The 12,433-nt window shown below is 58.2% G+C and carries 7 protein-coding genes; 1 reads left to right on the top strand and 6 read right to left on the bottom strand.

The features are described 5' to 3' along the window. Window positions 1–171: 171 nt before the first annotated feature. From ndk to PAGR_RS05985, 3 genes are all read right to left on the bottom strand, one after another. Complete coding sequence (gene ndk, locus PAGR_RS05995) at window positions 172–603, bottom strand: nucleoside-diphosphate kinase (protein WP_003848684.1); 432 nt, start codon at window positions 601–603, stop codon at window positions 172–174. Window positions 604–779: 176 nt separating this feature from the next. Then, on the bottom strand, window positions 780–3,107 hold the full coding sequence (gene pbpC / locus PAGR_RS05990; protein ID WP_014605272.1) for a peptidoglycan glycosyltransferase PbpC: 2,328 nt from the start codon (window positions 3,105–3,107) through the stop codon (window positions 780–782). Between the two features lie 12 nt (window positions 3,108–3,119). After that, on the bottom strand, window positions 3,120–8,018 hold the full coding sequence (locus PAGR_RS05985) for an alpha-2-macroglobulin family protein (RefSeq protein WP_014605271.1): 4,899 nt from the start codon (window positions 8,016–8,018) through the stop codon (window positions 3,120–3,122). A 145-nt stretch (window positions 8,019–8,163) separates the two neighbouring features. Between PAGR_RS05985 and sseA the strand changes: the two genes are divergently transcribed. Then, a complete protein-coding gene (gene sseA, locus PAGR_RS05980) occupies window positions 8,164–9,006 on the top strand; it encodes a 3-mercaptopyruvate sulfurtransferase (protein ID WP_014605270.1) in 843 nt (280 codons plus the stop codon). Window positions 9,007–9,039: 33 nt separating this feature from the next. Here the strand turns inward: sseA and sseB are convergent, their stop codons facing one another. The 3 genes from sseB to PAGR_RS05965 form a co-directional block, all read right to left on the bottom strand. Continuing rightward, a complete protein-coding gene (sseB, locus tag PAGR_RS05975; protein WP_013026741.1) occupies window positions 9,040–9,804 on the bottom strand; it encodes an enhanced serine sensitivity protein SseB in 765 nt (254 codons plus the stop codon). Window positions 9,805–9,855: 51 nt separating this feature from the next. Beyond that, window positions 9,856–11,142, bottom strand: a complete 1,287-nt coding sequence (gene pepB, locus PAGR_RS05970; protein ID WP_013026742.1) for an aminopeptidase PepB — start codon at window positions 11,140–11,142, stop codon at window positions 9,856–9,858. 127 nt (window positions 11,143–11,269) lie between these two features. After that, entirely contained in the window at window positions 11,270–12,430 is a 1,161-nt protein-coding gene (locus PAGR_RS05965) for an IscS subfamily cysteine desulfurase (RefSeq protein WP_014605269.1), read from the bottom strand. Between the last annotated feature and the right edge of the window lie 3 nt (window positions 12,431–12,433).

Genomic DNA, 12,433 nt, shown 5'->3' with positions numbered 1-12,433 from the left:
CCTCGTTGTTACACGTTATGGCGCTGTTGGGAAAAGAAAAAAATTGCGCCTTCACTAAGCTGGCTCAATGAAGGCGCAATATTGTACAACATCTGCTGCCTGATAACAGGCTAGAGTTGCCCGTGTTCAGCAGATTTTTGTAAAGCCCTGTACGCGTCAGTCGTTAAGCAATTAACGGGTGCGCGGGCAGATTTCGTTTTCGCCGAAGAAATAGGCAATTTCACGAGCGGCTGATTCGGCAGAATCTGAACCGTGGGTTGCGTTCTCGGTGAAGCTGTCAGCGTAGTCTGCACGCAGTGTGCCAGCCAGCGCGTTAGCAGGGTTAGTTGCACCCATCAGGTCACGGTGACGCTGAACGGCATTTTCACCTTCCAGTACAGAAACCACAACCGGACCAGACGTCATGAATTCAACCAGACCGTCGAAGAACGGCTTGCCCTGGTGCTCTGCGTAAAAACCTTCAGCCTGCTCTTTGCTCAGCTGCAGCATTTTTGCGCCAACGATTTTGAAGCCTGCGCTTTCAAAACGGTTGTAGATGGCACCGATCACGTTTTTAGCGACGGCGTTTGGCTTGATGATAGAAAAAGTACGTTCGATTGCCATGATGACCTCTGTCTTGACGTTCTGAAGAAACCGAGGGCGCGCGCCCCGGCTAAGAAACGGCGCCGATTATAGGGGTTGAGTGTGACGTTGCCTATCACCGAACCCATAATTTATTGAAAAATCTTGATCTGAGTCGGGGCTAATACTTTTCAACTCTGATTTAGCGCAAAAAACACTCAGCCACGGGTAAAAACGACAGAGGCCAGCTGACCGGCCTCATCCATGACCACCAGCTGATAGTCCCCAGCCCGATCAAGAGGTAGCGACAGGGTGCCGTTCTGACTTTGCGTTTCGAGCGGCTCGCCGTTTAAAAACCACCAGCGCTGAACGCCCTGACCGCCCTGCACCGCGACCGGTATCACCAGCGTAGTATTGCCCGGCAGCGGCTGAACGCGCTGCCCGTCAATAACGCCAGTCACAATCAGCGGCGCGCTACTGCCCTGCTGCAAGGGCGGACACCGGGGATCAACCGCCGGTAAGCGCTGCGCCCGACGCTCCTGCGGCGGCAGCCAGGCTTCCAGCGGCAAAGGCCACACCAGACGTTCATGGCTGATGGCTCGCGGGCAATCCGCCGCAACCCGTAAGCCCTGTTCGTTCTGCCAGTAACGCAGGTGCAATCCGCTCAGGCTTTCCTGCCCCGGCGCCAGCAAGGTCGGCGGCAGCGTGTCGTTCAGCACCCAACTCTGCCGCCGTTGTCGGCAGTTTTCGTCTCCCTCGGGCAGCGGCTGCCCGCCGGGCCAGCAGATGCCTGCCACGCTGACCGACGCCGGTCGCGGATCGGTGGGGATTGCCCGCCCGGCCAGGCGGTTCATCAGTACGTTGTTAACCTGATTCATGACGGGAACCGCAGACGCGAAACCAAACTGCCCCGCAACCGGCGTTGCATCGGGTCGTCCGACCCAAACGCCAATCAGATAACGCGGATTGATTCCCACGGCCCAGGCGTCACGGTAGCCGTAGCTGGTGCCGGTCTTCCATGCCAGCGGTACCACCGCAGGCGCGCTGCCATTACCCGCAGGCTGAGCCTCACCGCCCAGAATACGGCGGATAATCCAGGCCGCACCGGGCGAAAGCAGTGGGCGTTCCTGTAAGGGCTGGTCTGCCATCCAGCGCAGCTGACCGGCGTTGCCATGTCGGGCAAAGGCGCTATAGGCCGCCACGATATCATCCATGCGCGCTCCGGTGCCGCCGAGAATCAACGACAGGTTAGGCTCTGCACCCGGTGGGAAACGTAGATTTAGCCCCACATTGCGCAGGCGTGCGGCCACATTTTTTGGGCCCAGCGCCTCCAGCAGCTGCACGGCGGGCAGATTGAGTGATCGCACCAGCGCCTCGCTGGCGCTGACCGGGCCATGAAAACCGGTATCGAAGTTACCCGGACGGTAATCGCCAAAACGACGTGGAACATCCTGCAGTAAAGACTCGGCATGGATGAGCCCCTCGTCCAGCGCCATGCCATAGACAAAGGGTTTCAGGACCGATCCCGGCGAGCGAACGCTGGCAATCATATCCACATGACCAAAACGGCTGTCGTCGCCGAAATCGGCGGAACCGACGTAGCCCCGCACCGCCATAGTGGTGTGATCCACCACCAGTATCGCCAGTGAGGTGCGCGGAGGAAGCTGGTTTTTCACATTCAGCGCCATGCTTTCCAGCTCGCGCTGCAGCGACGGATCCAGCGTAGAGACGATTTTATCGTGCGTAGTCATCGATAACAGTCGCCGCGCCAGTAACGGCGCCATCTGCGGCATCTGGCGCGGCGGGAGCCAGACCGGTTCCTGGCGGATTTCAGCGACCCGTCGGGGCGACCAGACATGATACTGCGCCAGCCGATCCAGCACCTTATTACGTGCCGCTTCAGCCCGCTCTGGCCAGCGATCGGGCCGCAGACGACTGGGTGCCTGTGGCAATACGGCCATTAGCGCCGCCTCGCCCCTTGTCATCTGTGACGGCGCTTTACCCAGCCAGCTCCAGCTTGCCGCTCCAATCCCTTCCAGCGTCCCGCCAAAGGGCGCACGATTAAGATAAAGCGTTAAGATATCGTATTTAGAGAGATGCCACTCCAGTTGCAGAGCACGCCAAGCCTGAATCAGCTTGCCCCGCAGCGTTCGCGGCTGTGGGTCGATGATTCTGGCCACCTGCATGGTTAAAGTGCTGCCACCCGAAATGACGCTGCCATGACGCAGGTCCTGCCAGGCCGCGCGAAGCAGGGCGAGCGGATTAATCCCGGGATGGTACCAGAACCAGCGATCTTCATAGGTCAGCAACGCCTGTATGTACGTCGGCGACACGTCAGCGGGAGTGACCGGATAGCGCCAGATGCCCTGGTCGTCAGCGAAGCGCCACAGGGGTGTGCCGTCCTCGGCGACCACCACACGTGCGGGCTGAACCTCTTTAAGGGGCAAGGGGAATAACCGATCCAGAATCAGCGGGATAAGCAGCAAGGCCAGAATAAAAAGCGGCAGGGCTACCCACCGCTTTTTGATGTGCCTGTTTTTGATCACAACCCGGCCCGGCTACTGTTGTACATGCAGCTGTTGCGGCGTCGCACCAATCGCCCGCCACTCAGGTACGTACATCGATTCCACCTGCGGTGGCGGCATATGGTAGCTGCCCGGCGTCACTGCGCGCGCCAGATACATCAGGGTTGCAGGACGATACGTATCCACTGCCAGCGCGGCAACGAAGCGATCGTCACGGAACTCAATATGCCGGATGTTGGCCTGCTGCATATCCATCATGCTCTCTTTTAACGCATCCGCACTGTCACCCAGGCTGGCACTGCTGTCTGCCAGATTCTGGTTTTCCAGCTCCAGTCCGGCCGGTAACAGATCCACGACCAGCGCATCGCTGATGCGGCGTTTCGCGGCCACGGTAAGACGGACCACCAGCAATTCACCGCTGCGAAGATTATTGAGATCCGCCGGTTTACCGTCCAGGGTGAAGTACTCTCGCTTAACAGACAGCATATGGCTGACCGGATTCGGCGGCGTCAGCGGATAACCCACCACGTTCAGGCTGCCATACAGCGGTGCCGTGCCGGGATTGCTCACGTCAACGCCTTGCGCCAGCTGTTGACTATCCAGCCCTTTATTCACAGGCCCACTGCTGCTTACGGGCGGTTGATCACCCTGTAATATCGCCTGCCAATCCTTACCCTGTGCGGTTTGCAGCGTGCGCGCCGCCAGGTAAAGCGCATTGTTCTCCTGGGTAGAGAGCCAGCGCTTGCCGTTCAGCTCTTTCGACAAAGAGAGCAGCAGGCTGTTTTGCAGTTCCGGCTGCAGCTGATATTCCGCTAACAGGGCGATCATCATCCCCTCATCGCGCACCGTACTGCCGTAGTCGCCAAACCAGCTGCTTTCAGGTCGTGACAGCGTGGCGCCCTGCATCACAGCCAGCGGCGAACGCTGTCCATCCCCCATCAGCTTCAGCGCGACACCCAACTGCATCAGCGCCAGCCCCGATTTGGCCTTGTCACGCTTTTCGTAAAGCGCACGCAACGCGCCCAGTGGCGCACGCTGCTGACGCGCCAGCACCAGGCCGGCATAAGCCTGAACGCTGAAACGCAATGCATCGGTGTCGGCACTGCCACCGGCGGTGATTTGTGAAGGATCCTGTAAATAACGCAGCAGCCGAGCGTTAGCCCGATCAATCACGTCAGGGGGCAAGGCATAGCCCGCTTCGCTGGCGCGCAGTAAAAAGTCAGTAACGTAAGGTGTGAGCCAGAACTCCTCTTCACTCTGCTTACTCCACAACCCAAAGCTGCCGTCAGCACGCTGCATCCCGGCCAGACGGGCGATGCCGGTGTCAACGGCGGCCCGACGAACGTCATCACTGCTGGTTTTTATCCCCATAGCGCTGAGCTGCGCCTGACTGGTATAGAGCGACGGCCAGAGACCGCTGGTGGTCTGCTCCAGACAGCCATAGGGATAGGCATAAAGCGCACTGATGTAGCTGGCGATATTTAAAGGCGGACGATTACTCAGGGTCAGTTGTCCACTCAGGGTTTCTGCATCCAGACCCGCAAATGCCGCCGCCGTGACCTGCCAGGGGCGATCGTGGTCAATCACAGCGGCAAAATTGAGGGTTTGCGCAGGATAAGGCGGCCTGACGCCAATCTTCCACGTCTGCTGGCTGGGCCGCACCGTCTCAACGGGCAGGTTCAGCCCTGAAATCTGCACCTGCACTTCGCCGTCACCAAACCCGGTTTTCGCCGTCACGGGCACCTGCAGGGTGGTCCTTTCGCCTTTTGCCAGCGTCACATTTTGTGTGGCCGCGCCCGACAGCGCTATCAGACCTTGGGCAGTCAAATCGACCTTCAGCGTTTGCGGCAGGTCCGTCAGATTGGTGATATCCAGCGCCAGTGAAGCGCTGTCGCCGCTGGCCAGAAAACGCGGCGTGGCCAGTTCGCTGACCAGCGGGGCAGCCACCACCAGCTTACGTTCGGCAGCGCCAAAGCTGTCATCGCTCCAGACCTGCGTCATTAAGCGCAACTCGCCGTTAAAGGCCGGAATGGGCAGCGTAATGGCACCCTTGCCGTTTTTATCCAGCGTAACGGCCTGCAACTGCTGCGCCACGATATTGACGTGGGTGACCGGTTTTTTACCGCCGCGCGTCATGGATTCGTCTTCACCGTCTCCGCCAAAGCGCAGAGCAGCCAGCCGTCCACCGCTTTCAATCAGTTGACCAAACACATCGTACTGATCGACGTTATAACGCTTGCGACCGAAAAAAGCCGTCCAGGGATCGGGCGTTTTATAATCCGTCACGCTTAACACACCGCTGTCTACCGCTGACAGCAGGACGTGCACCTTGTCAGGCAGCGGGCCGCCTTCACGGCTGGCCTGAACGTTCACCGTCAGGTTCTGCTCAGGACGAACCTTATCGGGTGCGTCCAGCGTCAGCGTTAAACGTCGCGCCTCGGTCGCCATCGGCAGATGTAACAGTCCGACCGCCCGTTTCGGCGTGGCACCACTGGTTTTGTCCCCTTCCCGCACCACGATGGCACTGAAATAGAGATCGTGGCGCTGCCAGTTGGCCGCGATCGGCACGTCCACCTGGGTTCCACCCTGCGGCACCGTTAAGGGTTGCCACCAGAGCGTCCCGCTGCTGGATTCCACCATCAGATAGCCTTTTCCGGCCGTGGGCGATTCGACCTGCAAATGGACGGTTTCACCCGGTTGGTATGCCGCTTTATCCAGCTTCAGTTTGACCTGGTCCGGACGCAGCGCGCCTGTACCATTGGTATTATCCTGCCAGTCATAGCCCGCCTGAAAACGCACGCTGCTGATGATTTTTTCACCCGACTGGACCTCAAGCCGGTAGCTGCCCCACTCAACCGGGAAGCTGACCTTGGTGCTGCCGTCAGCGGGAATGCTGACAGATTGCTCATCTTCCTGCAGGTCTTTGGCATCGTAACGTGACTGCCAGCCTTCACTGTCAGAGAAGCTCCAGTAGTAGTCACGCCGTTCACGAATTAAGCGTACGTCAAGCTTATCTGCCGCCAGCTTAGCGCCCTGACTGTTGGCATAAACAATATCGAATTCTGCCAGGCTGTTTTCCGGCACGGTCGGCTCATCGTGATAGCTGTCACTGCGGTAATCGTAGATCGCCTTATTGCCAAACAGCGGACGGATACCGGGCAACGCGTCCGCCGGCCAGATGGCCTGAGTAGCACGTCGGGTGACCGGACGACCGCCGGTTTCCAGCAGGCTGGCCTGCAGTATCAGGTTCAGCGGTGAGTGAAGTTGATCCCACTGATTATCCACGGTCAGTTGCGCCTTGCCGTTGGCGTCAAGCTTAAGATCGACATCGTCCAGACTGCGCTTCAGGCCCTGTTCGGTGATGTCACCAAACTGGTAGCCCGGCAGCGCAGCAACCGCCTCACGGGCCGGACGCAGATAGAGCTGTCCCTGCAGCTGATTCCCTGCTGCAGGCGCGCCATACAGATAGCGCCCCTCAATGTCGAACGTAATATCGGCATCCGCAGGCTGGGGTTGTTCATCGTTTTTCAGCGTTAATGCCATGCGCTCAGGCAGAAAATCCTCAACGCGGAAATGCCACTGCCGCAGCTGGTTATCACCGGTATTCAGCCGCAGCATCCAGCCGCCGGTCATCGCCGAAGCCGGTAAAGCAAACCGCTGCTGATAGAAACCGTCCTGCGGCTGCCAGACCACCGTGCGCACGACCTCGCCGTCGGGCTGTACCAGCTCAGCCTTAACCGGTTGGGCAGGTAAAGGCTTGCCGTCCGCATCGCGCAGCAGCGCATTGACGATCACCGTTTCGCCAGGCCGATAAATATCTCGTGGGCCGAAGACGAAGAGCTGTTTGTCATAGCCTTCGGGCCCCGCTACGGGGAATTCTGCTAAATCCAGAGCAGGACGCGCCAGGTCGATCAGCGAAGTTTGTTCGCCCTTCATGGCCAGCAGGAACTTGCCTTTTTCGTCTGCATTAAGGCGCAAATGACCGCTGCTGTCGCTGGTGCCGTTTTGCAGCACCTGGCCTTTATCATTCAACAGCCTGATACTGACGCCGGAAAGCGGTGCGCCGTTTTCCAGACTCTGTGCGAAGAGTTCAAACTGGGTGGGAAAGCGGTGCAGCGACAGGCCGATATCGCTCAGGGTAAACAGCGTCGCAGGCATGCTGTAGTGATAATTGCCCGCCTGCTTCATAACCGCCAGATAAACCCCTGGCTGCTGAAGCGGCTTAATGTCTTTCAGCGGCAACTGCAGTTTTTCCCGCGTGTTACGGGCCGGGTTGAGTTCAAAGCGGCCGGTATACACCAGTTGGCTGGTTTTCAGCAGCTCCTGAGATTGCCAGGTAGAGAGGTTGTTACCGTAATTCCACTGGGAAAGGAATTCCGCCAGGCCCGCATTTTTGATTCGGAAAAAATCCACATCCACCTGGTCTACGTTCAACGCCAGTACCGGCAGCCCCTGCGCGATACGCAACGGCAACAGGGAGCCTCGGCTGGCAAAGCCCACCATCGGCTCAATGTCGCGGGTAGTGATTTTTTTGCTGTAGGCCGTTGTCAGCGTCTCACCGCTGGCGGCGCGCAAGCCCGAATCGACGGTCACGGTGAAGTGACGAGAGGGTTCAGGATGGCGAAAACGCAGGGCTTTACGATTGCTGGAAAGCTCCCAACCACCATCGACTTTGCCGTGTTTATCGTCGATCAACCTGACCTTTTGCGCCAGATCCTGCTTGTCATCCAGCGGCTGATTAAAGGTTAAAACCAGCGCCGCCGCGCCATCAAGCTGTAATTCAGAGAGATCGATAATGGTGAGTGGTTTGCTGGCCTGCGCGCTGGCTGCAGGGGTTTCTGCACTGACAGGAAAAACAGGTAAGGTGGCGACAGACAGCAGCGAACCACCGATCAGCATGCTGAACAGCAGCCGGTTAATGCGTTTTTTCATGGTAAATCCTTCACCGGGCCCCAGGGGAATTGTTATATAACGCTGGGCAATTTCACATTAACGCTCGCATTTAATCAACGCTTCTCTTGAGATGGTGTGCACATTACCCGACACTGGCATGACAGATTGCTGAGATGAGGTTGTTATGACGACGCCACTGTTTGTGTCCGCCGACTGGTTACAAGAACACTACAACGATGAAACGCTGCAGGTACTGGACGCACGTATGCTGCCGCCAGGCATGGATGCGGTTCGCAATATCCAGGCTGAATACCTGGCGGGTCATTTGCCCCAGGCACCTTTCTTTAATATTGAAGCACTTTCCGATCACACCAGCCCCTATCCGCATATGCTCCCGCGCGCTGAAAGCTTTGCCGTGACCATGCGCGAGCTTGGCGTCAACAGTGATAAACATCTGATTGTTTATGATGAGGGCAACCTGTTTTCTGCCCCGCGCGCCTGGTGGATGCTGCGCGCTTTCGGCGTCGCCCAGGTTTCCATTCTGGCTGGCGGTTTGCAGGGCTGGAAAGCCGCAGGCTTTGCGCTGGCGGAGGGGGAAGTGAGCCTGCCTGAGGGCGAATTCGAGGCTGAGTTCGATGACGGGCTGGTGAAACGCCTGACTGACGTGCTGTTGATTAGCCATGAAGGCGGCGCACAGATTGTGGATGCCCGAGCGGCTAACCGCTTCAATGCCGAGGTAGATGAGCCGCGCCCCGGCTTACATCGTGGGCACATCCCCAACAGTCTGAATCTGCCGTGGAACCTGTTGGTTGAACAGGGACAACTGAAGCCAGAGTCCGAACTGCGCGCCCTGTTTGCCCAGGCGGGCGTGGACCTGACGCAACCCGTTGTCGCCACCTGTGGCTCAGGCGTTACGGCGGTCGTGTTGATTCTGGCGCTGACGTCGCTGGGCGTTCGGGAGGCTACGCTCTATGACGGTTCCTGGGGCGAATGGGGAAGCCGGGACGATTTGCCGATTGCGAAATAAGAAGACGCGCGGCCGGTGAGGCCGCGCGCGTTGTCAGATAATACGCTGACCGCCTTTGAACTCGCGCAGGAAACTCCCCCAGCGACGTTCATAAAAGGGCGTGATGTGGGCGGTAAAGAAGTGGCTGATGCCGCGATCGTCTGCCGTGACCTCGCAGATATCAATGGGTGCGTCATCCAGTAACGTGTCGCTGGCGACGCTGCCAGCGGCCTGAATAATGGCCTCAATATCGCTGTCCGCTTCAATCCCAATCAGCAGGTTAGGTTCCTCATCCGCGCGTTCACGAATGCTGGCAACAAAGGCGCGTTTCACCTGCTTATATTTGCTGAGCAGTTGGGTCAGAGAGTCAATCATCTGGGCAGGCGGTTCTGCCACTTCCGACAGCAGCAGTGACTGCCCGCCTTCCAGCACGCTTTGCTGAGTGAGTGCACTGCCCTCTTCGCCCAGCAGATGGCTGATTTCCGCCGCGGAGAACTCTTTTCCCGTCGGCAGTTTTGGGTTCAAAAACAGGGTTTCGCCACGCGTCATGTCAAACAGGGTGCGCACGGGTAAACGTAAATACGCCTGTTCGCTCTCAACGGCTTCGCTCATCGCCTGTTCGGAGGTAAAAAACGGAATGACGCTGCTGCCATCCTCTTTTTCCCAGTGCTGGAGATCCACCGGCGTACTGGCATCCAGTTGCTGGCTGGTGCTTTCGCCGGGCACCCAGACGTCAGCTTCCAGCAACAGCTGGAAAAATTCAGGCCGGTGCGCAGGCTCGGTCGCGGCCAGCTTCAGTACCTCTTCAAGACGGTTCATAGTTTACTTCTACCTTGAGAAAGCGGTGACCAGGTCACCGCTGGATTGCGCTTATTTCAGTAACAGGTTGGCGAGGGTACGGACACCCAGACCGGTTGCCCCGGCAGCCCACTGATCGACCGCGCTTTTGCGATAGGTCGCTGAGCAGTCAATATGTAACCAGCCCTGCTGATAGTGGCTGACGAAGTACGACAGGAACGCGGCAGCGCTGCTGGCACCTGCCGAATGCGCCGGACTGGCAATGTTATTAAGATCGGCAAAGTTCGATGGCAGATGGTTGCGATGGAATTCCGCCAGCGGCAAACGCCAGAAAGGTTCGTTTTCGCTGACTGCGCTGCCCATCACCGACTGCGCCAGGCCATCGTCAAAGGTAAACAGCGCGTGATAATCATTGCCGACCGCCGTCTTCGCGGCACCGGTCAGGGTTGCCGCATCGATCAGAAGCGTCGGGTTCTGCTCGCTGGCATCAATCAGGCCATCAGCCAGTACCAGGCGGCCTTCAGCGTCGGTGTTCATCACCTCTACCGACTTGCCGTTGCGGTAGCGAATGATGTCGCCCAGTTTGAAGGCATTGCTGCTGACCATGTTATCCGCGCAGCAGAGGTAAAGTTTGACCCGCTTATTCAGCCCGCGCGCGATCGCCAGCGCCAGCGCACCGGTGACGGTGGCCGCACCGCCCATGTCCGACTTCATTGAGTCCATGCCAGCGCTCGGTTTCAGGCTGTAGCCGCCGGTATCAAAGGTAATGCCTTTGCCCACCAGACAGGCGTAAACAGGCGCCTCGCTGTCTCCGGTTGGGTTGAAATCCAGCGCCAGAAAGACCGGCGGGCGGTTAGAGCCGCGCCCCACGGTGTGCAGCCCCATGTAGCCTTGTTCGCGTAGGTCGTCGCCTTTGGTGATGCGATAGCTGACGGCCTCACCACCCAGCTCACTGAGTAAGTCAATGGCGCTGTGCGCCAGCGTTTCCGGGCCCAGATCGTCGGCTGGTAAATTAATGGTGTCGCGCACCCAGCCAACAATTTTGCGGCGGCGATCGAACTCCGCCTGCTCGTGTTCACCCAGTTGCGGCCAGTCCACCTGGTTTTTGCCCTTAGGCCCGCGATAACCCTGCCAGAATGCCCAGCACTGCTCAAGGTGCCAGCCTTCGCCAGCCAGTGACACATGACGAATGCCCTGGCCATCCAGTTTACGGGCGGCTCGTTGAATGGTCATCAAGGCATCCGCTTCACGCAGGTGCAGGGTCATGCCGTTATCATTGCTGCTTAACAGCGCTTTTTCGCCCCAGCGCGCATCGGCGGGCTGGCTGCTGAGCGTAATATTCATCGGTTGTGTATTCATTGTAGGGCTCCGTATTCGTTATTCGTTTCATCCAGCCTGTTTTAAGACGGCTTTTTCATTCAGATGTTACGCTGCACGCCGCAGATGTTGTCGGCGCACAGTTTGTCAGCCTCGGCTGGCAAATGCATCATGACTTCATGAGTTCACGCAGGCGCGTAACGGACTTCTGCACCAGCGCGATGGCATAATCGATCTCGTCTTCCGTGGTAAAACGGCCCAGCGAGAAGCGAAGCGAGCTGTGTGCCAGCTCTTCGTTCAGGCCAAGCGCACGCAGGACATAGGAGGGTTCAAGACTGGCAGAAGTACAGGCCGATCCAGACGACAGCGCAAGATCTTTTAACGCCATGATCAATGACTCACCTTCAACGTCAGTGAAACTTACGTTGAGAATGTTGGGACAGCTGTGCTGCAAATCGCCATTTACGCTGACGCCGCCGGTCTGGCGCAGCCCCTGCCACAGCCGATCCCGAAGGGCAGACAAGCGGGCCATCTCTTCTTCGCGGACTTCACGGGCAATGCGATAGGCTTCACCCATCCCCACGATCTGGTGCACAGGTAAGGTGCCCGAGCGCATATTGCGTTCATGGCCGCCACCATGGATTTGTGCATCGATCTGAACGCGCGGCTTACGGCGCACATACAGCGCGCCGATCCCTTTGGGGCCATACACTTTATGGGCGGAAAAGGACATCAGATCGACAGGGAGTTCACTCAGATCGACAGAGAGCTTACCTACGCTCTGTGTGGCATCAACATGGAACAGGATGCCACGTTCGCGACAGAGCGCGCCCATCGCGGCGATATCCTGAATCACGCCAATTTCATTGTTCACGTGCATGATCGACACCAGAACGGTGTCATCGCGCAGTGCAGCACGCAAATCCTCAATCGCGATCAGACCATTCGCGGCGGGCGTCAGCCAGGTGATCTCGAAGCCTTCACGTTCAAGTTGCAGGCAGGTATCAATCACCGCTTTATGTTCGGTTACGCTGGTAACGATGTGCTTGCCGCGCGCCTGATTAAAGTGGGCTACGCCTTTAATGGCGAGGTTGTCGGATTCGGTGGCACCGGAGGTAAACACGATTTCACGCGGGTCAGCATTCACCAGCTCTGCCACCTGATTACGCGCAACGTCTACCGCTTCTTCGGCCTGCCAGCCAAAACGGTGTGAACGGGAGGCCGGGTTACCAAACGTGCCATCCAGCGTCAGGAATTGCATCATTTTGCTGGCCACACGCGGATCGGCCGGCGTGGTAGCGGCGTAATCCAGGTAAATCGGTAATTTCATTGC

The sequence above is a fragment of the Pantoea ananatis PA13 genome, from assembly GCF_000233595.1.
In the GTDB taxonomy this organism is placed as follows: Bacteria; Pseudomonadota; Gammaproteobacteria; order Enterobacterales; family Enterobacteriaceae; genus Pantoea; species Pantoea ananatis.
Note: the sequence above shows the minus strand (reverse complement) of the source record. Positions and strands in the feature narration are given on the sequence as shown.

Bases quoted from the DNA above. Each gene is read 5' to 3' on its own strand.
- ndk (WP_003848684.1), bottom strand. From the start codon at position 603: ATGGCAATCGAACGTACTTTTTCTATCATCAAGCCAAACGCCGTCGCT.
- PAGR_RS05985 (WP_014605271.1), bottom strand. From the start codon at position 8,018: ATGAAAAAACGCATTAACCGGCTGCTGTTCAGCATGCTGATCGGTGGT.
- sseA (WP_014605270.1), top strand. From the start codon at position 8,164: ATGACGACGCCACTGTTTGTGTCCGCCGACTGGTTACAAGAACACTAC.
- sseB (WP_013026741.1), bottom strand. From the start codon at position 9,804: ATGAACCGTCTTGAAGAGGTACTGAAGCTGGCCGCGACCGAGCCTGCG.
- pepB (WP_013026742.1), bottom strand. From the start codon at position 11,142: ATGAATACACAACCGATGAATATTACGCTCAGCAGCCAGCCCGCCGAT.
- PAGR_RS05965 (WP_014605269.1), bottom strand. From the start codon at position 12,430: ATGAAATTACCGATTTACCTGGATTACGCCGCTACCACGCCGGCCGAT.